A 26,667-nucleotide genomic window follows, 5' to 3' on the forward strand; every position below is an offset into this window, starting at 1 on the left:
CTTTCAGTGCCGCCTCTGGGCTGCCAACGCATCGGCATGGCGGATTTCCAGCGAGGTCTTGACCAGCAGCGTGACCAGCCCCAGCAGCGCCAGCAGCGCCGCCATCGTAAAGGCCGCCACGGAAAGATATTCGTTGTAAAGCATCTCGATGGTGATCGGCATGGTCGCCGTCTGCCCGCGGATCTTGCCCGAGACGACCGCGACTGCCCCGAACTCGCCCATCGCCCGGGCGTTGCACAGCAGCACGCCATACAGCAGCGCCCAGCGGATGTTGGGCAGGGTCACGGTCCAGAAGACACGCCAGCCGGAGGCGCCGAGGGTCAGGGCGGCTTCCTCCTCGGCGCGGCCCTGCTCGATCATCACCGGGATCAGCTCGCGGGCGACGAAGGGGAAGGTCACGAACATGGTGGCGATCACGATGCCCGGCAGGGCGAAGACGATGGGAAAGCCATGCGCCACCAGCCATCCCCCGATCATCGAGTTCGCTCCGAAGGTCAGCACGATGCAAAGCCCCGCCACCACCGGGCTGATGGAAAACGGCAGGTCGATCAGCGTGATGAGAAAGGCCTTGCCGCGAAAGTCGAACTTGGTGATCGCCCAGGCGGCGGCCAGCCCGAAGACCGCGTTCAGCGGCACGGCGATGGCGGCGACCAGCAGCGTCAGCCGGATCGCCGACCAGGCCTGCGGGTCGGACAGGCTGGCCACCGCCGCGCCGACCCCGCGCAACAGCGCCTCGGCAAAGACGGTGGCCAGCGGGGCCAGCACCAGCAGGCCGATGCCGGTGACGGCCAGCAGGATCAGCGCGATCCGCAGGGCCGGGGCTTCAGCCGTAGGCGCGCGGAAGCGGCGGGCGGGGCCAAGGGAGATGTCAGACATATCCGATCCTCCGACGGCTCCAGATCTGGATGAGGTTGATCGCCAGCAGCATCGCGAAGGAGATCAGCAGCATGGCGATGCCGATGGCGGCGGCGGCGTCGTAGTTGAATTCCTCAAGCTGGATCACGATCAGCAGGGGCGCGATCTCGGTCAGCAGCGGGATGTTCCCGGCGATGAAGATGACCGAGCCGTATTCCCCCACGGCGCGGGCCAGCGCCAGCGCGAAGCCCGTCAGTGCGGCGGGCGCCAGCATCGGCAGGATCACATGGTGCAACGTGTAAAGCCGTGACGCCCCCAGCGTGGCCGAGGCCTCCTCGACCTCGCGCTCGATCTCCTCGATGACCGGCTGGACGGTGCGGGTGACAAAGGGCAGGCCCACGAAGATCAGCGCGATCAGGATACCCCATTGCGTATAGGCGATCTTGATCCCCCAGTCCGCCAGCACCGAGCCGAAGGCCCCGTTCGGCGCGTAAAGCGCGGTCAGCGCGATCCCGGCAACGGCGGTGGGCAGCGCGAAGGGCAGGTCCACCGCCGCATCCAGCAGGCGGCGGCCGGGGAAGCGATAGCGCGCCAGCACCCAGGCCAGCATCACCCCGAAGACAAGGTTGAACATCGCGGCCAGGAAGGACAGCCGGAAGGACAGCCACAGCGCCTTCCAGACGCGCTCGCGGTTCACGGTGGCCCAGATATTTGACAGGCCGAAATCGGCGCCCTTGAGAAGCAGGGCGCCGATGGGCAGCAGCACGACCACCGACAGCATCGCCATGGTCACCCCCATCGCCAGGCCGAAGCCCGGGATGGGGGACCGCTGCACGAAGGGGCGGCCGCTCATTTCGGCACGTAGATCTGGTCGAAGATGCCGCCGTCGCCGAAGTGTTCGGGCTGCACTTTGGCCCAGCCGCCGAAATGGGCGATGTCCACCAGATCGAGCTTGGGAAAGCGGGCCACATCCTCGGGGGCCGCAGCCGAGGCATCCCAGGCGCGGTAATAGTGCTTGAAGGCCAGCGCCTGCCCCTGCGGCGAATACAGGAAGTTCAGGTAGCCCTCGGCCAGCGCCCGCTGCTCGTCATTGGCGATGTTGGCCTCCACCACCGCGACCGGCGGCTCGGCCAAAACCGAAACCGAGGGCACCACGATGTCGAACTGATCCTCGCCCAGTTCCTTCAGCGCCAGATAGGCCTCGTTTTCCCAGGCCAGCAGCACGTCGCCGATGCCGCGCTGGGCGAAGGTCGTGGTCGCCCCGCGGGCGCCCGAATCCAGCACCGGCACGTTGCGGAACAGCGCCCCCACGAAGTCCTGCGGGTTCTGCCCGTTGCGTTCCGCCCAAGCCCAGGCCGCCAGATAGTTCCAGCGCGCCCCGCCCGAGGTCTTGGGGTTCGGGGTGATGACCTCGACCCCTTCCTTCACCAGATCGCCCCAGTCGCGGATGCCCTCGGGGTTGCCCTCACGCACCAGGAACACGACCGTCGAGGTATAGGGCGACGAGTTGTGCGGCAGCCGCCCCTGCCAGTCGGCGGGCAGCTTGCCGGCCTCGGCGATGCGGTCGATGTCGGACGCCAGCGCCAGCGTCACCACCTGCGCGTTCAACCCCTCGACCACCGAGCGCGCCTGCGCGCCGGACCCGCCGTGGCTGGTTTCGATCTGCGGCGCGGGGTTGCCCTGCGCGGTCCAGTATTCGGTGAAGGCGGCGTTCACGTCGCGGTAAAGCTCCCGCGTCGGATCGTAGCTGACGTTCAGCAGCGATTCGGCGCGGGCGCCGCCGATGCCCAGCGCCAGCGCGGCTAGGATCGCGCCCCCTGTCAGCAGCGGGCGCACCCGCCGCAGGGGCGTCATGATCTCGGCAAGGGTCAGGGGCCGGGGGCGAGGGGCGATGGAACCAAGGGTCTGCCGGGTCATCTGGTTGTTCCTCATGATCGCGCGGCCGCCAGGGGCCGTCGCCATGGGATAAATATCGAGTCAGAAAGTCGTCTATGGCAAGAAAAAAATCACGGCGTATTTTATCGTGATTTGAGAATACCATTCTCTCGCCTGCTCCCGCCTGGCCGGGCATGAGGCGTGCGCGAAAACGCCCCCGGCCTGCGCGGCGGGACGGACCGGGCAGAACCCGCACAGGGCTTGTCAGGGCTCGGCCATGACCCGGCTGGCGATGTCGTCCGATCGCATCAGGTCGGCCAGCGTCAGCGAATCGATGATCAGCAGATAGGTCCAGAACACATCCGCGAAGGTCTTGCGGATGCGGCAGGTTTCCTCGTCGGTGCAGTCGGCGCAGCGCTGATAGGCGCTGCGCGACAGGCAGGGCAAGGGCGCCAGCGGCCCGTCGATCAGCCGCAGCAGTTCCGACAGCTTCACCTCTGCCGGGCGCTTGACCAGCACATATCCCCCCGTCCGCCCGCGCCGCGAGGCGATCACCCCGCTGTCCCGGATCTCCAGCAGGATATGTTCCAGGAACCGCTTTGGCGTGCCGGACCGCCTGGCGACCTGCTCGATCGGCAAGGGCTGCGGTGTGTCCGAGGCCGCCTCGTCGGCCAGGACCAGCAGCGCCTTGAGCGCGTATTTCATCTTCTGCGTGATCATCAGCAAGCCGTAGGCAGGCACCGGCGTCGCCGCAAGCACCGCGAGGGGAAGAATAAAAGACGACTTGGATAATAGACATTCCTGCGCCAGAATGCCAGCCATGCGGGACGCGACAAGAGGACGCCATGACCACGCTCGATCTCATCGACCGCAAGATCGTCGCAGCCCTGATGCGCGACGCGACGCAGCCCATCGGCCGGATCGCCGACCAGGTGGGCCTGTCCCAGACACCCTGCTGGAAACGCATCCAGAAGCTGGAAGCCACGGGCGTCCTGACCGGCCGCGTGGCGCTGGCAGACCCCGCCAAGCTGGGGCTCGGCCTGACCGTCTTCTCAGGCGTCGAGGCGCCCGACCACTCGCCCGAATGGCGCGCGGGCTTCGAATCGGCGCTGGCCGCGATGCCCGAAGTGCGCGAGGTCTATCGCATGGCCGGCGTCTACGACTACCTGCTGCAGATCGTGGCCCGCGACGTCCCGGCCTTTGACGCGTTCTACAAGCGCCTGACCACGATGGTGACCGTCAAGTCGTGCTCGTCCCTGTTCGTGCTGGAACGGCTGAAGGCAACGCCGGGCTATCCGCTGGACACCAGCACGCGCTGAAAGCGGCCTGCGGCGCGGAAGCCCCCTTCTCAGCCGAAGGACCGCAGGCCTGCCGCGTAATCGGCGAAATCCGTGCGGTCGAGATAGGATTTCACCGCCTCGCGCTTGGCAAAGGTGTCGCCGGCCCAATCGGTGATGAAGCGGACGCGCGCGCGCTCCATGCTGCGGAAATCGAAGTGGCAGGGGGCTTTCGGCGACAGAAGATCCGTCAGCCGATGATGCTTCAGAAAGTCGAGCATTGCGTGGAAGGCTTCCGGCGGCAGCACGCGCAGCTGATCCACCCACGGCTTGATCTCGCCCACGAAATGAACCAGCCGCGGTCGACGCCCGACGGTCAGGCCCAGCACCTTGCGCGACACCTGCCAGTTCCAGCCCGGCGACAGTTCGCACCACTGGGTAGCCAACACCGCGTTCAGCGCACATTGATCCACGAACCGAAGGAAATCCCGATTGTCGGTTATGAACGCGAATGTCCGGGCTGAAATCTTGGCATCGACATAGGCGGTCCCGTCGATCAGCAGCACGCCCGAGTTGAAATACTCCAGCCGATCGACACCGCACCTGCGCGCAAGCTGGTTGATGTAGCGTTCCATCCACCGCTTGCCGCTGGGCCACTGAAGCTTGTCGCGCACCGCGGCCACCAGCTTGCCCTCCAGATCGACGGCAAGCAAGTCGGCCAGAGAACCCCAGGCTTGGAACACGTCGCCGTCAAGATAGATGATCCGTGGATAGCTGCGGCCAAGTTCCTCCAGCGCGACAAGCCGCAGCAGGGACGCTGCCGGGATATGCCCCTTGGCCGCAAGCGAATATGATTCCGGCAGTTCCTCGATCCGGTGCAGCGTGATTTCGGGAGGAAGGATATCCAGCACGCGCTGATCGACGTCACCCGCCAGATAAAGATGGTGATCCAGCGCCTTTCCGGCGTCGAACGCCATCGAGCGCATCAGCAGAAAGGCGCTCTGCCAAGCCCAGTTGGCATCCGAACAGACCACGACGCATCCGCGGAGGTGCCGCGCCGCGGGAAAGGAATCATTCATGTCGCGAACTCTGCACGGCCAGATCAACTTTGACGGGTATCTTCCCGGCTCTTGGCAGCATCTGCAGAAAGGCGCAAGCGGCTGCCTCAATCCACCCGTGGTTGCAGCAGCTGGCGGGTGCGGCGGCGGCGGATGCTGGCGCGGTATTCGGCGTCGAAGTAGCGCACGATCACCCCCAGCCCCGCCGCCAGCGGCACCGCCAGCAGCAGCCCGGCAAAGCCGAAGAGCGTTCCGCCCACCGCCAACGACAGCAGCAGGAAGACCGGGTGCAGCTTGACCGAATCGCCCACGATCCGGGGAGTGACGAAGTTGCCTTCGACCACCTGGCCAAAGACGAAGATGAAGGCCACCAGCGCCACCCGCCACCAGTCGCCCCAGAACTGCACCAGCGCCACCCCCGTCGCCAGAATGAAGCCCGAGAAGGACCCCAGGTAGGGGATGAAGTTCAAAAGCCCCGAAGCAATCCCGATCAGAAGCCCGTAGTTCAGGCCCAGCGCCATCAGCACCGTGGAATAGAAGGTCGCAAGCAGCCCGCCCACGATCACCTGCCCCCGCACGAAGCCCGTCATCACTCCGTCGATGTCCCGGGCGAGGCGGCGGATCAGCGGCGCCTGTCCCGGCGGCAGGCGCTTGTTCACGCCCTGCACGATGCGGTCCCAGTCATACAGCATGTAGATCGAGACGGTCATCGTGGCGATGAAGATGAAGATGGTGCCGACGGCGCTGATGACGGTGCTGACGGTGCCGCCCAGCAGCATCAGCGCGGTCAGGCGGATGCGGTCGGAAAGGTCGGTGATGAACTGGCGCAGGAAGCCGCCGTCCTCCATCATCTCGGGGAAATGCATGGTCAGGAAGTCAAAGCCCGAGCGCACGGCGCGCGGCAGCGCCTCGACCGCCTGGCGCACCTGCGCGATCAGCGTCGGCAGCAGCCACAGGGCGGCCGCGACCATGGCCGACAGGCTCACCAGCATGATGACCGCCACCGCCCAGCCGCGTGAAAACCCCATCCGCTCCAGCCGGTCGGCGAGGGGATCCAGGAAATAGGCCAGCGCCGTGCCCAGCACGAAGGGCGCCAGCACGTTGCCCAGGCGGCCGACCAGCATGACCGCCAGGACCAGCCCGGCCAGCATCCAGATCGTCCGCGGCCGAACCATTACCAGCATGTCGCAACCGTCCCCGTTTTGGGTGCGACTATTGGCGAGAACGGCCTTTTACGCAACGCTGCTCGGCTCACACGGCCTACACCTCCGCATGAGGAAAAGGGGGCGACCTGCGTCCCCCTTCATTCTTCTTCGTTCAAATATCCCGGACTGCCGAGCGCCCGGAACAGGAGGCGTATCAGAAAACAACCATAACGGCTGTTTTCCCGCCGGATGGTCCGCTGGAACCTGTCCAGCGAGGCTGGGGTCGGCAGGCCCGAGCGGGGGGCAGCGCCCCGGTCCGGCACCTCCCCTCATTCGGCGGGAATCGCCGCAAGCTCCCCCGTCCCGGCCAGCGGGTGCTTGAGATGCGGCAGCATCTCGCGCGGGCAGAGTTGCAGGAAGTGCGCCCGCTCGCGCTCCCAGTCGGCCAGGATGTCGGCCGCCCGCCTGCTTCCTGTCTCGGCGCCGTGGCGCTCGATCAGCCCGCGCAGTTCGGCTTCCCAATGCGCCACCGTCACCGGACAGGTCACCAGCGTCTCGGCGTTGATGTAGCGTTCTGCCACGCGCCGAGGGTCGTACAGATAGGCCATCCCCCCGGTCATCCCCGCGCCGAAGTTCGCGCCGATGGAGCCAAGGATCACCGCCACCCCGCCGGTCATGTATTCGCAGCCGTTGGTCCCGCAGCCCTCGATCACCACCTTCGCGCCCGAGTTCCGCACCGCGAACCGCTCCCCTGCCCGCCCGGCGGCGAACAGCCAGCCGTCGGTCGCGCCATACAGCACGGTGTTGCCGATGATGACGTTGTCGGCGGCGACCAGCGGGCTGCCCATCGCGGGCTTCACAACAATGATCCCCCCGGACAGCCCTTTGCCGACATAGTCGTTGGCATCGCCCGAGACCTCGATCTTCAGCCCCGGCGCGGCAAAGGCCCCCAGCGACTGCCCGGCCGAACCCGTCAGCCGCACCGTCAGGTGGTCCGGCTGCAGGCTGTTCCGCATCCCGTACCGCTGCACGATCAGCGAGGATGTCCGCGTCCCCACCGTCCGCTGGGTGTTCCGCACCGCATAGGACAGCTGCATCTTCTCGCCATCCTCGAAGAAGCGGGCGGCGTCGCGAGCGATCTCGGCGTCCAGCGTGTCCATCACCGCGTTGCGGGGCTTGGACCGGTCATAGACGATCTTCTCCGACCCATCGACGGTGATCAGCAGCGGGTTCAGGTCGAGGTCATCGAGGCTGGCCGAGCCGCGCGACACCTGCGTCAGCAGGTCCGCCCGCCCGATCACCTCGTCCAGGGACCGCGCGCCGATGGACGCAAGGATCTCCCGCACCTCCTGCGCGTAGAAGGTGATGAGGTTCACGACCTTGTCGGCCGAGCCGGTGAACATCGCCCGCAGCCGTTCGTCCTGCGTGCAGACCCCCACCGGGCAGGTGTTCGACTGGCACTGACGCACCATGATGCAGCCCATGGCGATCAGGGCGGCGGTGCCGATGCCGTATTCCTCGGCCCCCATCATCGCCGCCATCACCACGTCGCGCCCCGTCCGCAGCCCGCCATCCGTCCGCAGCGTCACCCGGTCGCGCAGCCGGTTCATGGCGAGAACCTGGTGCGCCTCGGTCAGCCCCATCTCCCACGGCAGGCCCGCGAACTTGATCGACGTGGCCGGCGAGGCCCCGGTGCCGCCGTTATGGCCCGAGATCAGGATGACATCGGCCTTGGCCTTGGCGACGCCCGCCGCGATGGTGCCGACGCCGCCGCCCGCGACCAGCTTGACCGTGATCTTCGCCCGCGGGTTGATCTGCTTGAGATCATAGATCAGCTGCGCCAGGTCCTCGATCGAATAGATGTCGTGGTGCGGCGGCGGCGAGATCAGCGTCACCCCCGGCGTCGAATGCCGCAGCCGCGCGATCAGGCTCGTCACCTTCATCCCCGGCAACTGCCCGCCCTCGCCGGGCTTGGCCCCCTGCGCGACCTTGATCTCCAGCTCCTCGCAGGCATTCAGGTATTCGGCGGTCACGCCGAAGCGCCCCGAGGCCACCTGCTTGATCTTGGCACAGGGGTTGTCGCCGTTCGGCAGGGGGGCGCTGTGGGCCGGGTCCTCGCCGCCCTCACCCGAATCGGACTTGGCCCCGATCCGGTTCATGGCGATGTTCAGCGTCATATGCGCCTCGGGCGACAGCGCCCCTAGGCTCATCCCCGGCGTCACGAAACGCTTGCGGATCGATGTGATCGACTCCACCTCCTCGATCGGCACCGGCTTGCCCAGCGGCTTGATGTCCAGAAGGTCGCGCAGGTGGATCGGCGGATTCGCCCGCATCGCGCCGGAAAACTGCTTCCAGATTTCATAGGAGGCCTTCTCGCAGGCCAGTTGCAGCAGCCGCATGGTGCTGGCCTCCCAGGCGTGCTTCTCGCCCGAGCGCCGCGCCTTGTAGAAGCCGCCGACTGGCAGAAGATCAGCCGTGGGCGTGTGCCAGCCCTTGTGGTGGATCTCCTCCAGCTTGGCCTGAAGCCCGTGCAGGCCGATGCCCGAAATCCGGCTCTGCATCCCGGGGAAGTATTCCGCGACCATCGCGCGCGACAGCCCCACGGCCTCGAAGTTCAGCCCGCCTCGATAGGACGACAGGACCGAGATTCCCATCTTCGCCATGATCTTCAGCAGGCCCGCGTCGATGGCGTCGCGGTAGTTGCGCATGATCTGGATCAGGTCGCCCTTGAGCAAGCCCCGCTCGATCCGCTCGGCGATGGTGTCCTGCGCCAGATAGGGGTTCACCGTGGTCGCCCCGCAGCCGATCAGCACCGCGACGTAATGCGGATCGATGCACTCGGCCGACCGCACGTTCAGCGAGCAGAAGGTCCGCAGCCCCTTGCGCGTCAGCCAGCTATGCACCGCCGAGGTCGCGAGGATCATCGGCAGCCCGATCCGCGCCTCGCCCTGATGCTCGTCCGTCAGCACCAACTGGCCTGCGCCCGAGCGCACGGCATCCTCGGCCTCGGCGCGGATGCGTGCCAGCGCCTCGGCCATCGCATTCGGTCCCGCGCCATCGGCGAAGGTGCAGTCGATCCAGGTCACGGCATCGCCGAACATCCGCACGACCTCGGCCAGTTCGCCATTCGCAAGGAAGGGCGTCTCCAGCAGGGTGATCTCGGTATGCCTGGAGGACTCGTCCAGCACGTTCTTGAGGTTGCCGAACCGCGTCTTGAGGCTCATCACCCGGCTTTCGCGCAGGGAGTCAATCGGCGGGTTTGTCACTTGGCTGAAGTTCTGCCGGAAGAAATGGCTCAGCGGCCGGTATTGCGCCGAAAGCACCGCAGGCGGCGTGTCGTCGCCCATGCTTGCCAGCGCCTCTTTCCCGTCCTCGGCCATCGGCGCCAGCACCGCCTCGATCTCCTCGACGGTGTAGCCCGCGGCGATCTGGCGGCGGCGCAGGTCCTCGTCGGTGTAGGTCACCGGCTCGGGCAGGTTCTCCAGCATCGTGCCGGGGGCCACGACCTTCTCGACCCAGTCGCCGAAGGGCTGGCTGGCCGCGAGCTTATCCTTCAGCTCGACATCGTGATACAGCCGCCCGTCCTGAATATCGACGGCGATCATCTGCCCCGGCCCCAGCGCGCCCTTTTCGCGCACCGAGGATTCGTCCACCGGCACCATGCCGACCTCGGACCCCGCGATCAGCAGGTTGTCGCCCGTCACCACATAGCGCATCGGCCGCAGCCCGTTGCGGTCCAGACCTCCGCAGACCCAGCGCCCGTCCGTCATGGCCAGCGCCGCAGGCCCGTCCCAAGGCTCCATGATGGAATTGCAATAGGCATACATGTCCGCCCAAGGCTTCGGCAGGTCGGTCGTGGCCTTGCTCCACGCCTCGGGCACCATGATCGTCTTGACCATGGGCGCCGAGCGCCCGGACCGCACCATCACCTCGAACACCGCATCCAGCGCCGCCGAGTCGCTGGAGCCGCCCGGCACGATTGGCTTGATGTCCTCGGCCATCTCCCCGAAGGTGGAGGACGCCATCCTGATCTCGTGGCTTTTCAGCCAGTTGAGGTTGCCTTTCAGCGTGTTGATCTCGCCGTTATGCGCGAGCATCCTGAACGGCTGCGCCAGCCACCACTGCGGGAAGGTGTTGGTGGAATAGCGCTGGTGGTAGATGGCGAAGGCGCTCTCGAACCGCTCGTCCTGCAGGTCGGGGTAGAAGACGGCGACCTGCTCGGCCAGCATCATCCCCTTGTAGATGATCGAGCGGCAGGACAGCGTGCAGATATACATCCCCGCGATCTGGGCGGCGACCGCCGCGCGCTCGATCCGGCGGCGGATGATGTAAAGCTCGCGCTCGAAGGCTTCCTCGTCGATGTCCTTCTCGCAGCGGATCAGGATCTGCTCGATCTCGGGGCGCGTCGCGTTGGCCTTTTCCCCCAGCACCGCCGTGTTCACCGGCACGTGCCGCCAGCCGTAGATATAGTGGCCCATCCGCAGGACCTCGGTTTCCACGATGGTCCGGCAGCGTTCCTGCGCCCCGAAATCCGTGCGCGGCAGGAACACCTGCCCCACGGCGATCATCTTCGACGCGTCCGGCTCGTGCCCGGTGCTGCGCACCTGGTCGTGGAAGAAGGGCACCGGGATCTGCACATGGATGCCCGCGCCGTCGCCGGTCTTGCCGTCGGCATCGACCGCCCCCCGGTGCCAGACCGCCTTCAGCGCGTCGATGCCATGTTCCACCACGCGGCGCGAGGGGGTGCCATCGATGCTGACGACCAGCCCCACCCCGCAGGAGGAATGCTCATCCTCGGCGCGATACAGCGAGTTCTCCGCCATCCACGCGCGGCGGGCTTCTTCCTTGGCTTGCCAAGCGTCGGTCATGCGTCTCCCTCCACATGGGGATGTGTTTGTTCATATTCGGCCCGCGTGATCCGCGGATGGTCGCCCGAGAAACCGGCAAAGCGATGCGCCTGATCCGCATAAACCTCGCGCACCAGCGGGAAATCGGCGGCTCCGTCGAAAAGCCCCGGCGACAGTTCGTAGTCACCGCCATGGTCGCGCATCCACAGGCTCGATCCGCAGCGCGGGCAGAAGGCGCGTTCCGAGAAATCCGACGAGGCGTAACGCCCCACCTCTCCGCTCACCGTCACCGCATCGGCAGGCGCCACGAACCCGGCCATGATCCCCCCGCCCCAGCGGCGGCACATGGCGCAATGGCAGACGCTGACCTCGCCGTTGAAGCGGGCGGCGGTGATCCTCACCGCCCCACACAGGCACCGCCCCTCGATCATGCGCCGCCCCCGGCGGGCAGCCCGACCATCTGCATGTTGCAGTCATAGTCGGGCGTCGTTCCCCCGAAGCCCGCCTCGCCCCGCCGGATGAAGCGGACGGGCGAATCGTTCGTCTCCTGCGCCTCTCCGGTCCAGTCGGTCGAGGTCTCGGCACCGCCGAAGAAGCGCCCCAGATCGCGGCTGACGAATTGCGAGCCGTTGCGCTCGATCAGAAGCTCTCCCGACTCGGCGAATGTCCGCAGGTTGAACCGCGTGGTGTCCAGCGTCTCGCCGTCGATCTCGACCGTGCCGGTCAGGTCGTCGCGACCGATGTGGCGCAGCCGCTCGCCGCTGTCCGACCGGGTCCAGAAATCGAAATCGTCGCTGCCGGTCTGCAGCAGGGTGGACAGGCTGGCGTGGTCGCGGGCATCCGGGTCCAGACGGTCGGTGATGCCGCTGACAAGATCGGTGCTTTCCATCCAGCGCGTCTCGGCGTCGATGCGGGACTGGCTGACCAGGCCCTCGTCGGTGAAATAGGCCACCCACTGGTCGCCCGGCGCATCACCCTCGCAGCGGTAGTGCTGGGCCACGGTGCAGGACCGCTGCTGCACGGTCAGGTCAAGCCGGCAGCCCTGCGGCGGGGTCCATTCAGCGGCAAGAGCGGGCGAGGCGCCCAAGACCAGAACAAGGCAGAGACGCTGACCCATGCGCCGCAACGCGGCGGCCTTTGCCGCACCTGCTATATGCATCGCCTGTGCATCATCCGTGCATGGTTTGTGCATGACATTCACTCCGCTGCAACCCGGGCCTCAGTGATCAGTTCGGCGGCAATGGCGTCGGCCGCCTCGCGCCCGTCGCGGATCGCCCAGACGACAAGGCTGGCGCCCCGCACGATGTCCCCCACCGCCCAGACGCCGGGCAGAGAGGTGCGATGGGTCCGGTAATCGGCGCGGATCGTGCCCCAGCGCGTGACTTCAAGGCCGGAGACGTCCCAAAGGCGGGGGATGTCCTCGGGCTCGAAGCCCAGCGCCTTGATGACAAGGTCGGCCGGCTCGTCGTAATCGCCGCCATCGATCACTTCAGGCGACTGGCGGCCGGTGGCATCCGGCGCCCCCAGCCGCATCCGCGCCACGCGCAGGCCGGTGACACCGGCAGGCCCGGTCGAGATGTCGGTTTCCGTGACCAGATGCAGCGGAGAGAGCTTGGGATTGTCGCCGATCCCGTCGCCGTCCACGTCGCCGCCGGCATTCGCCACCAGCGCCTCGCTGGCGGTCGAGGCGACACCGGCGACATGGCCGGCAAAAGCGGCAGGGGCGGAAAGCCAGACGAATTCAACGCCTTCCTCCTCGGCATTCTGCACCTCGCGCTGGCTGCCGGGCATGTTGGCCCGGTCGCGGCGGTAAAGGCACTTGACGCTGACCGCCCCCTGCCGGATCGCCGTCCGCACGCAGTCCATCGCCGTATCGCCGCCGCCGATGACGATGACGCGCTTGCCAAAGGCGTCCAGCTCGCCATCGGCGAAATCCGGCACCTCGTCGCCCAAGTCCACCCGGTTCGAGGCCGTCAGGTAGTCCAGCGCCGCCACCACGCCCCGTTCCGGCGCATTGTCGATCTCCAGATCGCGGGTCTTGTAGACGCCGGTGGCGATGATCACCGCGTCGTGCTTGCCCCGGATCGCGTCGAAGCTGATCGTCCGGCCCACCTCGGCGTTCAGCACGAATTCGACGCCGCCTTCCTCAAGCCACTGGTTGCGGCGCTCGACCACGGGCTTTTCCAGCTTGAAGCCGGGAATGCCATAGATCATCAGACCGCCCGCGCGGTCGTGGCGGTCATAGACCGTGACCTGAAAGCCCTGCTGCCGCAGCCGTTCCGCAGCCGCCAGCCCGCCCGGTCCCGCGCCGATGATGCCCACGCTTTCGGCGCGCTCGACCATCGGGCGGATGGGCTCGACCCAGCCTTCCTCCCACGCGGTGTCGGTGATGTATTTCTCGATCGCGCCGATGGTGACGGTGCCGTGGCCCGACTGCTCGATGACGCAGTTCCCCTCGCAGAGCCGGTCCTGCGGGCAGATGCGGCCGCAGATCTCGGGAAAGCTGTTGGTCTCCTGCGCGCGCAGATAGGCCTCCTGTGTGCGCCCCTCGGCCATCAGGCGCAACCAGTCGGGAATGTTGTTATGAAGGGGGCAATGTGACTGGCAATAAGGGACCCCGCATTGGGAACAGCGGCTCGCCTGCTCACGCGCCTTGGCATCCGCGAACTCGCGGTAGATCTCGTGGAAATCGCCGCTGCGTTCGTCCGCCGCGCGTTTCTCGGGCATCTCGCGACCCAGGGTCACGAACTTGAGCATCACCTGCGTCGCCATCCGCTGCGCCTTCTCCCATTAACCGGAGAAAGCTGTAAAACAGACAGGATCACTCAAAAAGTCAGCAATGCTTACCTATCTTTGATTTTCCAGCACGAGAATTGAAAATTCAGCAGATTTTCTACTGTAGATAGGTCAGCTTTTATTACCCAACCACTATAAGCCCCAGCAACGCAGCAGTTCCGACGATGATGCGCCACCAAGCGAACAGCCCGTATCCCCTGCGTGAGACATAGCTCAGCAGCCACTTGACCACGAAGACAGCCGCCACGAAGGCGCAGACAAAGCCCACCGCCACATTCGTCAGCGCCGCCGCGTCCAGCACCGCATGGCTGCGATAAAGGTCATAGGTGAAGGCCCCGACCATCGTCGGCATCGACAGGAAGAAGCTGAACTCGGCCGCCGCCCGCTTGCCGACCCCCATAGTCAGCGCCCCCACGATGGTCGCGCCGGAACGCGACACGCCGGGCACCATGGCTAGGCACTGGATAAGACCGATGCGGAAGGCGACGCCCAGCGGGATATCCTCGGCCTCGGCATAGCGGGTTCGGATCGCCAGCCGGTCCACATACAGCAGCACGATGCCGCCCAAGATCAGCATGACGGCGATCAGCACGGGCGTCTCGAACAGCACCGTCTTGATGATCCCATGCGCCATCGCGCCGATCACCGCCGCCGGCAGGAAGGCCAGCAGCACCGCCCCGATGAACCGCCGCGCCCGGGGATCGTGCGGCGCCTCCGAGAAGATGCGCCACAGCCGCCCTGCATAGACGCCCAGGATGGCAAGGATCGCGCCAAGCTGGATCAGCACCTCGAAGGCGCGGCCGGGGCTGTCGAAGCCGAGGAAATGCCCGGCCAGCAGCAGGTGCCCGGTCGATGAAACCGGAATGAACTCGGTCAGTCCCTCAAGCAGCCCGAGGAACGCCGCAACGATCGTATCACTTTCCATCAATCGGGGCGCAGGTTCTTCGCCGAGTCCTTGATGGCGGTGTATTGCCCCGAGGGCCGGAAGCGCCACAGGTATTCGGGCACCACCGCCGCGGCGGCCGCGGGCTGGATGCCGAGGTCGGCGAAGGTCCTGACCCCCTGCCCCACCCGGTTCGGGCGTCGCAACTGCCGTGCCTGGTCGCGGGTGATCACGCGGTTCATCACCAGCCCGCCGCTGACCGTCTGCAGCGCGTCGAAGGAGACGCCGATCAGGCCTGCCATCCAGCCCGGCAGCCCCATGATCCAGCGCCGGCGGCTGGTGACAAGGGCGACCAGCCGCGCGATCTCGCGCATGGTCATCACGTCGGGGCCGCCGAGTTCGTAGATGCCGGGTTCGGCCTCGCCCGTCGCGCCCATCATCGCGGCATGGGCCACGTCATCGACGAAGACGGGCTGCAGTTCCGCATTGGCGCCGGGCAGCGGCACGACCGGTCCCAGCCGCATCATGCCCCCCAGCTTGTTGAAGAACTTGTCGTCCGGCCCGAAGATCACCGAAGGGCGCAGGATCACCGCGTCGGGACGGTGCTGCAGGATCGCCTGCTCGCCCTTGCCCTTGGTCGCGGCATAGCGGCTGTCCGAATCGGGATCGGCGCCGATGGCCGACAGGTGGACCAGCCGCTCGACGCCAAGCTCGGCCGAGATGCGGGCGATGCGGCCGGCGGCCTCGTGGTGGATGGCCTCGAAGGTGTTGCGCCGCTGGCCCACGAGGATGCCGACGCAGTTGATGACGGCATCCGCATCCGTCATCGCCGCCTGCACCGACAGGTCGTCGCGGACGTTGCAGAAGACCGGCTGGACCTGGCCCACATGGCCATACATCCGCACCACGCCCGCCAGATGCGGGCGGCGGACGGCGACGCGGACGCGCCAGCCCTCGGCCGCCATGACGCGGGCAATCTGCCGCCCGACGAACCCCGAGCCGCCATAGATCGTGACCAGCCTTGCCATGTCTCGCCCCTTTCAGCAGCCGGGTGCCGCTTTCGCGCCTTGCAAGCCTGATAGCGAACCGGTCCCCCGGCATCAAGCGCAGGCAGGAACCGCGCTTTCGGAAGGACGGCCGTTTTTTCCGAAGAAGGGCCGTTGACAGCCCCTGCGGCTGGCTCTACATCCCCGCCTCACGACACCGGCCCAGGTGGCGGAATTGGTAGACGCGCACGGTTCAGGTCCGTGTGCCGCAAGGCGTGGAGGTTCGAGTCCTCTTCTGGGCACCATCGTCGCAAGGCCCCTGCAGCGCAAGCTGCGGGGGCTTTCCGTTTCAAGGCTTCGTGAACCATTCAGGCCGCGGGCGCGTTGTCGGGGCAATCCTGAACCTGAAGGTGGCCCCATGTCCCAACTGATCGTCATCGGCTTCGCGTCCGAGGCGGATGCCTTTGCGCTTCGCCAGGAACTCGGCGCGGCGCAGAAGGAATACCTGCTGAAGCTTGAGGATGCCGTTGTCGTCACCCGCCCCACCGAGGGCGAATATCAACTGCATCAGGCCCTGAACATGACCGGGACGGGGGCGCTGACGGGAACCTTCTGGGGCGGGCTGATCGGCCTTCTGTTCCTGAACCCGCTGGCGGGCGCGGCGATCGGCGCGGCCTCGGGGGCCTTGGCGGGCAAAGCCACGGATTACGGCATCAACGACGACTTCATCCGCCAGATCGGCAAGACCGTGCCGCTGGGCGGCGGCGCGGTCTTCATCCTCGCGCGCGACTTCAACATCGACAAGCTGCTGCCGCGGCTGGAAAAATACGGCGCACGCGCGCAGGTGATCCAGACCTCGCTGTCGGACGCGGACGAGGCGCGGTTGCGCGACACGCTGGCCGGAACCGGCGGGCAGGCGCTGACCGCCCCGAGCCAGCCCGTAACCGACTGAACGGCCGCAGGGCGCCGGGCTTTCTTGACGCCCCTGCAGCCTGCGTGAGACGACGGGCCATGTCCCGCCCGGAGCCCTTCACAGACGTCATGGCAATCCCGCCGCCCCGACCGCTTCGCCGCCGCGCGGCATGGCGGCGGCGGATACGGCGGCGCCTCCTGCGGCCTCTGCGCTGGCTGGGGCTGCGGTTCCTTGTCCTGATGCTGGCGGTGGTGGTGCTGTTCGGCTGGTTCCTGAACCCGCCGACCACCTGGACGATCATCCGCGAGGGCACCATCGCGCCGCGCCAGTGGACCCGCGCCGGTGACATCGCGCCGGTGATGCTGCGGTCCGTGGTCGCGGCCGAGGACGCGAATTTCTGCCTGCATTGGGGCTTCGACATGGCCGAGATCCGCCGCGTGATCGCGCGGGGGGAAAGCCGGGGGGCCTCGACCCTGACGCAGCAGACGGCCAAGAACGTCTTTCTGTGGCAAGGGCGAAGCTGGCCGCGCAAGGCGCTGGAAACGCTCTACACCCCCATGATCGGGGCAATCTGGAGCAAGCGGCGCATCCTGGAAGTCTATCTGAACGTGGCGGAATTCGGTCCCGGCGTTTTCGGCATCCATGCCGCCTCGGCCCATCATTTCGGGACGACCCCCGACAAGCTGAGCGCCGGTCAGGCCGCGGCGCTGGCCGCCGTCCTGCCCGCGCCCAAGACGCGGGCTGCGCAGACCCGCTCGGCCCGCGCCCGCGCGATTGCCGACGGGGCGGCCACGATCCAGCGGGACGGGCGGGCGGGTTGCTTCCAGCAGTGAGCGGGCGGCGGCACCGCGGTTGAATACCCCGGCAGGGGGGCGTATCACCGGCCGGTCCCTCCCCCAAGCGAACGACCTTTCCCCGGCAATGAACACGAACTCGACCCCGCGTCTTTACCATGTTGCCCTGTCGCCCTTCTGCCGCAAGGTGCGGCTGGTGCTGGGCGAAAAGCGCATCGACGTGGAACTGGTCGAGGAACGCTGGTGGGAGCCGGGGTCCGAGATCGCCCGCCGCAACCCCGCCGGCAAGATCCCGGTGCTGCGGCTGGACGGGCGGCTCTGGGCCGAAAGCCAGGCGATCGTCGAGTATCTGGACGAGGCTTATCCGAACCCGGCCCTGATGCCCATGACGCCCGCCGAGCGGCACGAGGTCCGCCGCCTCTGCGCCTGGTTCGACGACAAGTTCAACACCGAGGTCACGCGGCCGATCCTGTCGGAACGGGTCTGGAAGAAGGTGATGAACGCGGGCTACCCGGATTCGCGGCTGGTGAAATCGGGGCTGCGGGCGGTCAAGGACCACATCGACTATCTGGGCCACCTGCTGGAACACCGCAAATGGCTGGCGGGGAACATGCTGACGCTGGCGGACTTCACCGCCGCCGCGCATCTCTCCTGCCTCGACTACATCTCGGACGTGGACTGGGACCGCTCGGTGGCGCTGAAGGACTGGTATGCGACCGTGAAGTCGCGCCCGGCCTTCCGCGGCGTGCTGGCGGACCAGATCTCGGGGCTGGCGCCGGCGCCGCATTATGCGCAGCTCGACTTCTAAAGACAGGGGGGCGTTGCCCCCCGCCGGCGATGCCGGCTCCCCCCAGGATATTTGGGCGAAGAAGAAGGAACTGGTCGCGCGGGCTTTGGCCGAGGGGTTTTCGGCCGCCCGCGTGACGGTGCCGGGGGCGATCCCGCAGGCGGCGGGGCGGCTGGCCGAGTTCGTGGCCGAGGGGCGGCACGGACAGATGGGCTGGATGGCCGAACGGATGCATTGGCGCGGCGCGCCCGATGCGCTGTGGCCCGAGGCGCGGTCGGTTGTCATGCTGGCCGAGGCTTATACGCCGCCGCATGATCCGCGCGAGGATCTGGCGCAGCGGGACCGGGGCGCGGTCAGCGTCTATGCGCAGGGCAAGGATTACCACGACATCGTCAAGGCGCGGCTGAAGCGGCTGGGCCGCTGGATGATCGAGCGCTGGGGCGGCGAGATCAAGGTCTTCGTGGATACCGCCCCGGTGATGGAGAAGCCGCTGGCAGAGGCTGCGGGCCTCGGCTGGCAGGGCAAGCACACCAACCTGCTGTCGCGGGACCTGGGCAACTGGTTCTTCCTGGGCGCGATCTTCACCACCCTGCCCCTGCCGCCCGATCCGCCCGAACCCGAGCATTGCGGCTCCTGCCGCGCCTGCCTGGACGCCTGCCCCACGGGCGCCTTCCCCGCGCCCTTCCAACTGGATGCGCGGCGCTGCATTTCCTACCTGACCATCGAGCACAAGGGGCCGGTCGGTCCCGAACTGCGGCCAATGCTGGGCAACCGCATCTATGGCTGCGACGACTGCCTCGCCGCCTGTCCGTGGAACAAGTTCGCGGTTCAGGCGCAGGAGATGCGCTATCACGGGCCGCATCGCGCGCCTGCGCTGGATGAGCTGGCGTTGCTGGATGATGCGGGTTTCCGGGCGCGGTTCTCGGGCAGCCCGATCAAGCGGATCGGGCGCGACCGGATGGTGCGGAACGCGCTTTACGCCATCGGCAACAGCGGTCAGCCCCGGCTGAAGCCTGTAGCCGAAGGACTGGTGGACGACCCCGACCTGGCGGTGGCGGATGCGGCGCGCTGGGCGGTGGGGCGGCTTTCGTGAAAAACCCCAGGACCGGCATCCTGCTGAAGCTGGGCAGCGTTTTCCTGTTCACCGTCATGGCCGCGATCCTCAAGGCCACGGCGCCGGCTGTCCCCACGGGCGAGCAGGTGTTCTTCCGGTCCTTCTTCGGCATCCCCGTGATCCTGGTCTGGCTGGCGCTGAAGGGCGAGCTTGCGACCGGGCTGCGGACCGCCAATCCGATGGCCCACGCCTATCGCGGCATCATCGGCACGATCTCGATGGGCTGCGGATTCGCCGGCCTCGGGCTGCTGCCCTTTCCCGAGGCGACCGCGCTGAACTATGCCATGCCGCTGATGACGGTGATCTTCGCAGCGATGTTCCTGGACGAACGGGTCGGCGTCTTCCGGCTGAGCATGGTCGCCCTGGGCTTTGCGGGCGTGCTGATCGTGCTGTCGCAGCGGCTGTCACTGGGGATGGGCAGCGCCTCGGCGGAACAGAGCCTCGGCGCGATGCTGACGCTGACCGGCGCGGCCTTCGGGGCGCTGGCGCAGATCTTCATCAGCCGGATGGTTGCGACCGAGCAGACGTCGGCCGTGGTCTTCTGGTTCCTTGTCACCGCATCGGTACTGTCGCTGGTCACGCTGCCCTTCGGCTGGGTGGTGCCCGATCCGGCCACGACGGGGCTGCTGGTTGCGGCGGGGCTGGTGGGCGGGCTGGCGCAGATCATGCTGACCTCCTCCTACCGCTTTGCCGACGCCTCGCTGGTGGCGCCCTTTGACTACGCCTCGATGCTGATGGCGATCGCCGTGGGCTGGTTCGTCTTCGGTGAGCCGACCACGCTGCGGATGCTGGCGGGCGCGGCGGTCATCATCGCGGCGGGCGTCGCGATCATCCTGCGCGAGCGGCACCTGGGCATCCGCCGCGGCCAGCGGGCGGGGACGCCGCGCTAGGGGCGGTCGAGAAAGCCGAAAGCCACATAGTCGCGCAGATAGGCGGCCTTGGCGGCGCGGCGCAGCGCGGGGTCGTCCAGCACCTCGGGCAGCGGCTCGGGCGCGGGACCGTCGCGCTCTATCCCGGCAGCACGGGCGAGGAAGCCCAAGTCTTCCGCCATGCGGTCCTCGCGTGCGACCAGGTCGGGGGCGCCGAAGCGGGAAAAACCGGCCAGCACCTCGGACTGCGAGGCCCAGCCGGGATGGGTCGCAAGACCGGTCTGGCCGTTCAGGTTGCGGCGCAGGAAGTCGAGGAATACCGCGAAGATCGGCAGCTTTTCGGCCTCGGTCAGCGCCTGCAGATCCTCGTCGGGCGGCAGGGGGACGCGGTGGACCTGACGCAGCAGGCCGCGCAGGTCCGGGTTGCGGGCGGCCATCATCGCGTGGAACGCATCCCAAGCCCGCGGCAGCGGATGGCGCAGGACGGTGAAGGCACGGTGGCCGGGATGGGCGCGCTTCCATTGCCGCAGGGCGTTCTGGGTCAGGTCGCGCTCGACCCCTCCGAGGGCGGAAAGCCAGCTTTCGACCGGACCCGAGGGGCCGCCGCGCACCGGCATGAACAGCAGGCCCCGGCCCGTCTCGACCGTCAGGAAAGAGGGGACGGCAGGACCACGGCGCGGCTCGAAGCCGGGGATGCGGTGCAACTGGAAGGGGTCAGCCGCCACCAGTTCAGCCTGCATGGAGGCGAAGTTCGTGACCTTCTCGGCCATGGGACGCGGGTTCTGGGGCACCTGGTCCTGCGCGGGTTCGACCCGGTCCAGGTCGGTGCGGCCCAGCCAGTGCAGAAGACCGGTCATCACATCCGCGTCGCGCAGGTCGTCGTAATTCAGCCAGAAGGCGGTCTGGCCGCGCATCTGCAGCGCCTGCTGGATGCGGTCGAGAAAGCCCTGCGTCTGGGCCAGGCTCTCGCGGAACGACCCCGCGTCGAACTCCACCTGCGCGGGGATCGGCGTCTCAGTCTCGTTCAGCTTCCACTGGTTGGTGGCATAGGCGAGTTGGGTCGAAACCCAACTGTCCACGGGGTTCCGCGTCAGCACGATCTTGGCGCAGGTCGGGTCGTCCATCAGCGGCTGAAACATCCGCGGATCGTGGTCGTGGAAATAGCGGAAGCCCTTGACCTTGCGGGCATTGACCATGTGCCGCCACAACGCCTGCGGGTCGGCCTCGCGGTCGGCGAGGGTCATGTCGTACAGCGTCTGCTGGTCGGGCCAGCCGATGAAATACGGGTTGTAGGCCTCGCCGAAGCAGGCGACATCATGGGCGTTCAGCGTGGCTTCCAGCAGGTTCGAGCCGGTCCGCATCCCGGCGAAGATCACGAAACTGCGGAAAGCGGTCATCGGCAAGGTCCTGCATCAACGGCAGGCGCAACCTCAACCGACAGGCGAGCCGCGTCAACCATTGCGCGGTCAGACGGCCCGGCGCACCGGCCCTGACTCGGCCGGGGAAATCGCGTCCTCGCCTACCGCAGACGGTTGCCGCGTCAGCGCGCGCAGGATCCGGGGATCGCCCATCTTGCGCGGGCGAAGGCCGGCATTGCGCAGGTCGCGGATCAGCCGCATCACGCCCGTCATGTCGCGCATGGGTGGCGCCTGGCTCTGGTCCGCGCCCCCTTCGGGGCGCAGGGCCATGCAGATCTCGGACCACAACTCGTCCGGCTGGCCCAGCGCCTCAGCCAACGACCAGCGCCGCACCCGCGCCTTGACCCAGACGGAATCGAGGATGTCCAGAAAGCGCACCTCGGCCCGCTGCAGCTTGGCGGCGATATGCCGGACGTTGTCGAAGGGCATGTCCGAATGGATCAGGGGCACGATCCAGGCGCCGGTCACGACCAGAAGCTGGGCGTTCGGGTCGGTCGCCATGAACCAGTTCAGATGCTGGCGGTCGCGGGGGGAATAAAGAAACGCCGGCATGTCCTCGGACGACCGGATCAGCGCGGCAAGAAAGCCCTGCGGGTCGAGGTTCCGCAGGCCGACATGGCTGGGCAATGCCCCCGGCCCGATGGGGGCGTCGCCGGCGAACTCGACCGTGTGGCGGGCAAGGACATGGCCGTGGACCGTCCGCCCGGTCGCGGTCGCGGCGTGGTCGGCAAAGCCGTCGAACATGTCGCCCGCGCCGTAGATCACGACATAAGGTTGCGAGGTCTTGCCGTTCTCGGCGTCCTTGCGGGGAAAGCGGCTCTGCATGTAAAGCCCCGGTCGCCCCAGGCGGCGCCGGGCGGCGGCGCGGTCCAGAAGCGCCTCGATCCGTTCGGTGTCGGGTTCATCCTCGGCGCTGTCGGGGTCGGTGCGGCGGGGGAAGGAATCGTAAAGCGCCTTGGCGCCCGGCCAGATCTTGCGGGCGACAAAGATGTGGGACGTCGCAAGCAGCGCCAGATGGTCGTCGTAGAAGACATAGGGCTTGCCCTGCGCATCGAACTTGGCCAGCGTCAGCGACCGGCTTTCGATGCGCACCGAGTGGCGGCGCATAAGCGTCTGGAAATAACTTTCATCGGGGATCCAGACGTGGCGGAAGTAGCGGTCGAACTCTGCGCGCCGGGGATCGTTCAGGATCGCCGACAGGGTTTGACGCGTCAGGCACCACCATTGCGAGCCGACATGCGGCTTGATCCCGTCCGGCAACCGCCGCGCGATCCCCAAGCGGCGCTGCAGCCGGACATAGCGGTCAAAGAGCTTGCGGCGCCTGCGGAAGGAAAACGGGAAATGCAGGGTGAAGCGTTCCTCGTTCAAGCCCCCCATGGTCCAGCCGACATCACGCACGCTGACGCTTTCGATGAAATCGGCCTGCGGATGGGCGGCGAGGAACCGGCCCAGTTCCCTGACAGGACGCAGCGGAAGGCAGGAGCCCGAGGCGAGAAAGACGTGGCTCACCTCGGGGTGGGCGTCCAGCAGCATGGCGGCGGCGTCCTGAGTCGCCGCGACAAGGCTGAAGGTGCCCCAGGTGCAGGACCGGCGCGGCGCGTAAAGCACGCCCGTGCCTTCCAGCGCCTGCCGCAGTCCGGCCATCTCCGAAGCCGGTGCCTTGGCATCGACATGGATCACCACGCGCGCCCCGCCGTTCGACCAGATGCGCGCCATCCGCGCCGCAAGCGCCAGATTCTCGTGGCAGAGCATGACGACACCCAGGCAGACCGCGGCTTCCGGGGATGCGTCTCCTGCCGGGCGCGCCCGCCTGATCGGCGCCACGTTCATGCCCAGTTCCCGCGCGAGATCAGGCCCAGATCCTCGAGCTGGCGCCAGTCCTGCCAGGGGCGCGACTGCTCGCACCAGAAATCGGTCTGCTGCTGCAATCCCTGCTGATAGGCGTGGTATTCGCGGCTTTCGGCATAATGCTGGCGGCGGTCGATCTCTTCGGCGGACTTGTCGGCAAAGGTGGACAGGAACTTGGCGTGCAGCAGCGCGCCCGAGGCCATCTCTCCGCCATCCTCGTCATAGACGAGGTTCAGCGAACGCGGCAGCAGCATGTGGGTCGAACTGACATAAGCATAGCCCGGCTTCCAGCGGACCAGCGGGATCTTGTTCAGCGCGGGCGCATTCTCGGGGTCCTCGCCGAACAGCACCCGCGCCCGAGGACCGCCCTGAATCCACAGGTTGCGATAGAACGCGTTCTTGCGGATCGCATAGTTGGCTGGATCGAACCACGAGGCGATCTCGAACGGGTCCTGACCTTCGCGATAGGGCTGCGCCGTGACCGGGCCCTTGGGATACATGTCCAGCAGCATCGCCGACAGCGACCGCTGCCCCGAGGCTTCCAGCCAGTCTGTCAGCGCCTTCAGGGGACGGGTGTTGGCATGGGGATAGACCAGGAACTCGTCGGGATCGACGGTCAGGCACCAGTGCCCCGAACCGTGACGGCGCAGCAGCCAGTTGATCCAGTCCATCCCGAAGCGCGCGGCCTTGTAGCTGGCGGTGGTGGTCCACAGCGATACATCGGGCTGGCCCGCAAGATATTCGCGGCTGCCGTCGGTGCTGGCATTGTCCACGATCAGGAAATGTCCGACTCCGATGCGGCGGTAATAGTCCAGGAAGTAGGGCAACCGGATGCGTTCGTTCCGCAGCGTGACAAAGGCAAGGATATGATCCCGCGCCATCTGACCGGTGCGGTCGCTGACACTGGCAAGCGCCCGTCCGCGCCGGAAAGCCCGCACCAGATAATACTGGCGCCGCACCCGCAGCCGGGACATCATCAGCAAACGCTTGAACGCTTTTCGCACGCCGGAACCCCGGATCAGACTGGTTGGTCTGGCTTGTCACGCGCGCCGGGGCAGCACCCTATACGCCACGGTTGCCGCAGGCTTGGGTCAAGCATAGGGAAAGGCGCTCCCCTCGTCACCCTAAAGACTGCAGATAACTTTCACGATCCGTCCCTTTGCGGGCCTTGCCAGCCGCCTGCGGACATGACCCTCGCGCGAACCAGGCTTTCCCATCCCGCAAGCCGGCGCGAAGCGGACAGCCACAGGTCCGGGTTGCGGATGATCGCGGCATAATAATCGTCAAAGGCCGCCGGCTCGTTGAAATGCTGGCCGCGCGCACGTTCGGACCGGGATTTTTCGACGATCGACGGCAGGAACTTGGTATGCAGCAGCGCCCCCGACAGGCGGGGATCGCCCGGCCCGTCCCACGCCCCATTCAGGCGCGCGGGCAACGCCGAGTGGGTCGAGTTCACATAAGCGAACCCGCGCCGCCAGCGGATCAGCGGCAGCTTGTTCAAAGTCGGCGCACGCTGCGGGCGGGCCTTGAAGAAGACGCGGTCGCGGACCCCGCCCTGCACCCAGCGGTTTCCCAGCGGCGCCTGGATCGCCGTGCGGTAGTTGCCCGCATCGAACCATGCCATCCGCGCCAGGGCCGCCGCATCGTCCAGCGGCTGCGCGGGCTGCAGGGGGCCTTTCGGGTAAAGCTCGACCATCAGGGCGCCCAAGGCAGTGACGCGGCGGCGGTCCAGTTCGGCCACCAGGTCATGCAGCGTGGCGCGGTCGTAATAGGGAAAGACGAACAGTTCGTCTGCATCCAGCGTCAGGCACCAGCGCCCGGCGCCATGCCGGTTGAGCAGCCAGTTCGTCCAGTCGCGCCCGAAGCGGGCACCGCGGTAGCTGGCCTGCGTCGTCCACAAGGCCACGTCGGGCTGGGCGGCCAGCAACTCGGCGCTGCCGTCGTCGCTGCCGTTGTCCACGATCAGGAAGCGGTCCACCCCGACCCGGCGGTGATGGTCCAGCCAATGGGGCAGCCGTTCCATCTCGTTTCGCACGACCGCGAAGGCCAGGATCGCATCGCGAGCCAGCCGCCCTCCGGGCCTGCCCACTGCGGCCAGATCATGGCGGCTGCGGAAGGCGCGCCACAACAGCCGGCGGCGCTTCCAGTCACGCGCAAGGCGTTGTCGGATGGTCGGATCGGGCGGCGCCTCGGCCACTATCAGCCGGCGTAATGCCCGGTCTGGTGCCAGCGCCAGGCATCCGAGATCATCGTCTGCAGGTTGGACCGATGCGGCTGCCAGCCGAGGACCCGGCCCGCCTTTTCGCTGCCCGACACCAGCTTGACCGCATCGCCGCCCCGGCGCGGCCCTTCGACCATCGGCACGGCGCGGTTGGTGACATGGCGTGACTGGTCCAGCACCTCGCGCACCGAGAAGCCGTTGCCGGTGCCGAGACAGAAGACCTCGGTGCCGCCCTGCGGCAGCTTGCCTTCGCTTCGCAGCCAGGTCAGCCCCAGCACATGGGCATCGACCAGATCCATGACATGGACATAGTCGCGGATGCATGTGCCGTCCGGCGTCGGATAGTCGGTGCCGTGGATCGTCAGCGCGTCGCGCTTGCCGTCAATGGCGTCGAGAATCAGGGGGATCAGGTGCGTTTCCGGCTGGTGGAACTCGCCCACCTCGCTGTCGGGGTCGGCGCCGGCGACGTTGAAATAGCGGAAGATGACAGACCGCAGCCCATGCGCATCGCCGAAGTCGCGCAGCATGTCCTCGATCGCGCGCTTGGAGGCGCCATAGGAATTCAGCGGCGCCTGCGCCGAGTCCTCGTCCAGCACCACGCCGTCCTGGTCGCCATAGGTCGCGCAGGTCGAGCTGAAGACAAAGTCGCGGACACCGGCCGCCACCGTGGCCTCGATCAGGTTCAGCGAGGCGCAGACATTGCCGCGCCAGTACTTGCCCGGCTCGCGCATCGCCTCGCCTACCTGGCTGAGGGCGGCGAAATGCATGACGGCCACGGGCTTGTGGGTGGCGAAGACCTGATCCAGCCGGGCGCGGTCCATCAGGTCGCCTTCCTCGAAGGGGCCGAACTTCACCGCCTCGCGCCAGCCGGTGCAAAGGTTGTCATAGGTGACGGGCAGAAAACCGGCTGCCGCCAGCGCCTTGCAGGCGTGCGAGCCGATATAGCCGGCGCCGCCGGTCACGAGAACCTTGCCGGCCATC

Annotated in this window: 23 protein-coding genes and 1 tRNA gene; 7 read left to right on the top strand and 17 right to left on the bottom strand. The window is 67.2% G+C overall.

The genetic code is table 11. From position 1 onward, the window contains the following. Positions 1-3: 3 nt before the first annotated feature. The 4 genes from cysW to JGR78_RS10045 form a co-directional block, all read right to left on the bottom strand. On the bottom strand, positions 4-876 hold the full coding sequence (gene cysW / locus JGR78_RS10030; RefSeq protein ID WP_182805059.1) for a sulfate ABC transporter permease subunit CysW: 873 nt from the start codon (positions 874-876) through the stop codon (positions 4-6). Next, positions 869-1,690: a sulfate ABC transporter permease subunit CysT gene (gene cysT / locus JGR78_RS10035; protein WP_371816631.1), complete on the bottom strand. Its 822-nt coding sequence runs from the start codon at positions 1,688-1,690 to the stop codon at positions 869-871. The genes cysW and cysT overlap by 8 nt, the downstream gene beginning before the upstream one ends. Before the next feature lie 14 nt (positions 1,691-1,704). After that, on the bottom strand, positions 1,705-2,709 hold the full coding sequence (locus JGR78_RS10040; protein WP_182790852.1) for a sulfate ABC transporter substrate-binding protein: 1,005 nt from the start codon (positions 2,707-2,709) through the stop codon (positions 1,705-1,707). A gap of 285 nt (positions 2,710-2,994) precedes the next feature. Beyond that, positions 2,995-3,450, bottom strand: a complete 456-nt coding sequence (locus JGR78_RS10045; RefSeq protein ID WP_182790699.1) for an Rrf2 family transcriptional regulator — start codon at positions 3,448-3,450, stop codon at positions 2,995-2,997. 125 nt (positions 3,451-3,575) lie between these two features. Here JGR78_RS10045 and JGR78_RS10050 point away from each other — a divergent pair, with 125 nt between their 5' ends. Beyond that, positions 3,576-4,049 carry an Lrp/AsnC family transcriptional regulator gene (locus tag JGR78_RS10050; RefSeq protein WP_182805055.1) on the top strand — a complete coding sequence of 158 codons (474 nt, stop codon included), beginning with the start codon at positions 3,576-3,578 and terminating at the stop codon, positions 4,047-4,049. 29 nt (positions 4,050-4,078) lie between these two features. On the opposite strand, the gene JGR78_RS10055 is transcribed toward JGR78_RS10050, so the two are convergent. The 8 genes from JGR78_RS10055 to JGR78_RS10090 all read right to left on the bottom strand — a co-directional run bounded on the left by JGR78_RS10055 (position 4,079) and on the right by JGR78_RS10090 (position 15,764). Further along, entirely contained in the window at positions 4,079-5,041 is a 963-nt protein-coding gene (locus JGR78_RS10055; protein ID WP_182805053.1) for a glycosyltransferase, read from the bottom strand. A 131-nt stretch (positions 5,042-5,172) separates the two neighbouring features. Next, positions 5,173-6,249: an AI-2E family transporter gene (locus tag JGR78_RS10060; RefSeq protein WP_182805051.1), complete on the bottom strand. Its 1,077-nt coding sequence runs from the start codon at positions 6,247-6,249 to the stop codon at positions 5,173-5,175. 290 nt (positions 6,250-6,539) lie between these two features. Then, positions 6,540-11,078, bottom strand: a complete 4,539-nt coding sequence (gene gltB, locus JGR78_RS10065) for a glutamate synthase large subunit (protein ID WP_182805049.1) — start codon at positions 11,076-11,078, stop codon at positions 6,540-6,542. Next, complete coding sequence (locus JGR78_RS10070; RefSeq protein WP_234450711.1) at positions 11,075-11,458, bottom strand: GFA family protein; 384 nt, start codon at positions 11,456-11,458, stop codon at positions 11,075-11,077. The genes gltB and JGR78_RS10070 overlap by 4 nt, the downstream gene beginning before the upstream one ends. Before the next feature lie 26 nt (positions 11,459-11,484). Then, entirely contained in the window at positions 11,485-12,174 is a 690-nt protein-coding gene (locus tag JGR78_RS10075) for a hypothetical protein (protein WP_182805080.1), read from the bottom strand. A gap of 80 nt (positions 12,175-12,254) precedes the next feature. Further along, entirely contained in the window at positions 12,255-13,829 is a 1,575-nt protein-coding gene (locus JGR78_RS10080; protein WP_182805045.1) for an NAD(P)-dependent oxidoreductase, read from the bottom strand. A 145-nt stretch (positions 13,830-13,974) separates the two neighbouring features. Then, on the bottom strand, positions 13,975-14,778 hold the full coding sequence (locus JGR78_RS10085) for an undecaprenyl-diphosphate phosphatase (protein ID WP_370576332.1): 804 nt from the start codon (positions 14,776-14,778) through the stop codon (positions 13,975-13,977). Beyond that, a complete protein-coding gene (locus tag JGR78_RS10090) occupies positions 14,778-15,764 on the bottom strand; it encodes a complex I NDUFA9 subunit family protein (RefSeq protein WP_182790707.1) in 987 nt (328 codons plus the stop codon). Before JGR78_RS10090 ends, JGR78_RS10085 begins: the two co-directional genes overlap by 1 nt. A 178-nt stretch (positions 15,765-15,942) precedes the next feature. On the opposite strand from JGR78_RS10090, the gene JGR78_RS10095 reads away from it, so the two are divergent. From JGR78_RS10095 to JGR78_RS10120, 6 genes are all read left to right on the top strand, one after another. After that, positions 15,943-16,027 (top strand) — tRNA-Leu (locus tag JGR78_RS10095). A 113-nt stretch (positions 16,028-16,140) separates the two neighbouring features. Next, positions 16,141-16,674 (top strand): DUF1269 domain-containing protein, encoded by a 534-nt coding sequence (locus JGR78_RS10100; protein WP_182805043.1) that lies wholly within the window; start codon positions 16,141-16,143, stop codon positions 16,672-16,674. Between the two features lie 59 nt (positions 16,675-16,733). Continuing rightward, positions 16,734-17,468 (top strand): biosynthetic peptidoglycan transglycosylase, encoded by a 735-nt coding sequence (locus JGR78_RS10105; protein WP_370576539.1) that lies wholly within the window; start codon positions 16,734-16,736, stop codon positions 17,466-17,468. A gap of 88 nt (positions 17,469-17,556) precedes the next feature. Beyond that, on the top strand, positions 17,557-18,237 hold the full coding sequence (locus JGR78_RS10110) for a glutathione S-transferase family protein (protein WP_182805040.1): 681 nt from the start codon (positions 17,557-17,559) through the stop codon (positions 18,235-18,237). A 49-nt stretch (positions 18,238-18,286) separates the two neighbouring features. Beyond that, positions 18,287-19,309 carry a tRNA epoxyqueuosine(34) reductase QueG gene (queG, locus tag JGR78_RS10115; RefSeq protein ID WP_370576540.1) on the top strand — a complete coding sequence of 341 codons (1,023 nt, stop codon included), beginning with the start codon at positions 18,287-18,289 and terminating at the stop codon, positions 19,307-19,309. Then, positions 19,306-20,220, top strand: coding sequence for a DMT family transporter (locus JGR78_RS10120; protein WP_256435004.1), 915 nt, complete (start codon positions 19,306-19,308; stop codon positions 20,218-20,220). The genes queG and JGR78_RS10120 overlap by 4 nt, the downstream gene beginning before the upstream one ends. Here JGR78_RS10120 and JGR78_RS10125 read toward each other — a convergent pair. From JGR78_RS10125 to galE, 5 genes are all read right to left on the bottom strand, one after another. Beyond that, the gene (locus tag JGR78_RS10125; protein ID WP_182805036.1) at positions 20,217-21,596 is read right to left on the bottom strand and encodes a hypothetical protein; all 1,380 of its coding nucleotides are present in this window, start codon (positions 21,594-21,596) and stop codon (positions 20,217-20,219) included. The two genes, JGR78_RS10120 and JGR78_RS10125, sit on opposite strands and share 4 nt — an antisense overlap. A 69-nt stretch (positions 21,597-21,665) precedes the next feature. Continuing rightward, positions 21,666-23,447: a beta-1,6-N-acetylglucosaminyltransferase gene (locus JGR78_RS10130; RefSeq protein ID WP_182805034.1), complete on the bottom strand. Its 1,782-nt coding sequence runs from the start codon at positions 23,445-23,447 to the stop codon at positions 21,666-21,668. After that, the gene (locus JGR78_RS10135) at positions 23,444-24,442 is read right to left on the bottom strand and encodes a glycosyltransferase family 2 protein (RefSeq protein WP_182790712.1); all 999 of its coding nucleotides are present in this window, start codon (positions 24,440-24,442) and stop codon (positions 23,444-23,446) included. Before JGR78_RS10135 ends, JGR78_RS10130 begins: the two co-directional genes overlap by 4 nt. Before the next feature lie 167 nt (positions 24,443-24,609). Then, positions 24,610-25,662 carry a glycosyltransferase family 2 protein gene (locus tag JGR78_RS10140; RefSeq protein WP_234450713.1) on the bottom strand — a complete coding sequence of 351 codons (1,053 nt, stop codon included), beginning with the start codon at positions 25,660-25,662 and terminating at the stop codon, positions 24,610-24,612. Between the two features lie 2 nt (positions 25,663-25,664). Then, the gene (gene galE / locus JGR78_RS10145; protein ID WP_182805033.1) at positions 25,665-26,666 is read right to left on the bottom strand and encodes a UDP-glucose 4-epimerase GalE; all 1,002 of its coding nucleotides are present in this window, start codon (positions 26,664-26,666) and stop codon (positions 25,665-25,667) included. Position 26,667: the final 1 nt, after the last annotated feature.

Source organism: Paracoccus sp. MC1862 (assembly GCF_016617715.1).
Classification (GTDB): Bacteria; Pseudomonadota; Alphaproteobacteria; order Rhodobacterales; family Rhodobacteraceae; genus Paracoccus.

Bases quoted from the DNA above. Each gene is read 5' to 3' on its own strand.
- JGR78_RS10085 (WP_370576332.1), bottom strand. From the start codon at position 14,778: ATGGAAAGTGATACGATCGTTGCGGCGTTCCTCGGGCTGCTTGAGGGA.
- JGR78_RS10050 (WP_182805055.1), top strand. From the start codon at position 3,576: ATGACCACGCTCGATCTCATCGACCGCAAGATCGTCGCAGCCCTGATG.
- gltB (WP_182805049.1), bottom strand. From the start codon at position 11,078: ATGACCGACGCTTGGCAAGCCAAGGAAGAAGCCCGCCGCGCGTGGATG.
- JGR78_RS10130 (WP_182805034.1), bottom strand. From the start codon at position 23,447: ATGAACGTGGCGCCGATCAGGCGGGCGCGCCCGGCAGGAGACGCATCC.
- cysW (WP_182805059.1), bottom strand. From the start codon at position 876: ATGTCTGACATCTCCCTTGGCCCCGCCCGCCGCTTCCGCGCGCCTACG.
- JGR78_RS10090 (WP_182790707.1), bottom strand. From the start codon at position 15,764: ATGGCAAGGCTGGTCACGATCTATGGCGGCTCGGGGTTCGTCGGGCGG.
- galE (WP_182805033.1), bottom strand. From the start codon at position 26,666: ATGGCCGGCAAGGTTCTCGTGACCGGCGGCGCCGGCTATATCGGCTCG.
- JGR78_RS10045 (WP_182790699.1), bottom strand. From the start codon at position 3,450: ATGATCACGCAGAAGATGAAATACGCGCTCAAGGCGCTGCTGGTCCTG.
- JGR78_RS10135 (WP_182790712.1), bottom strand. From the start codon at position 24,442: ATGATGTCCCGGCTGCGGGTGCGGCGCCAGTATTATCTGGTGCGGGCT.
- JGR78_RS10075 (WP_182805080.1), bottom strand. From the start codon at position 12,174: ATGGGTCAGCGTCTCTGCCTTGTTCTGGTCTTGGGCGCCTCGCCCGCT.
- JGR78_RS10100 (WP_182805043.1), top strand. From the start codon at position 16,141: ATGTCCCAACTGATCGTCATCGGCTTCGCGTCCGAGGCGGATGCCTTT.
- JGR78_RS10040 (WP_182790852.1), bottom strand. From the start codon at position 2,709: ATGACGCCCCTGCGGCGGGTGCGCCCGCTGCTGACAGGGGGCGCGATC.
- JGR78_RS10105 (WP_370576539.1), top strand. From the start codon at position 16,734: ATGTCCCGCCCGGAGCCCTTCACAGACGTCATGGCAATCCCGCCGCCC.
- JGR78_RS10080 (WP_182805045.1), bottom strand. From the start codon at position 13,829: ATGGCGACGCAGGTGATGCTCAAGTTCGTGACCCTGGGTCGCGAGATG.
- JGR78_RS10060 (WP_182805051.1), bottom strand. From the start codon at position 6,249: ATGCTGGTAATGGTTCGGCCGCGGACGATCTGGATGCTGGCCGGGCTG.
- JGR78_RS10110 (WP_182805040.1), top strand. From the start codon at position 17,557: ATGAACACGAACTCGACCCCGCGTCTTTACCATGTTGCCCTGTCGCCC.
- JGR78_RS10125 (WP_182805036.1), bottom strand. From the start codon at position 21,596: ATGACCGCTTTCCGCAGTTTCGTGATCTTCGCCGGGATGCGGACCGGC.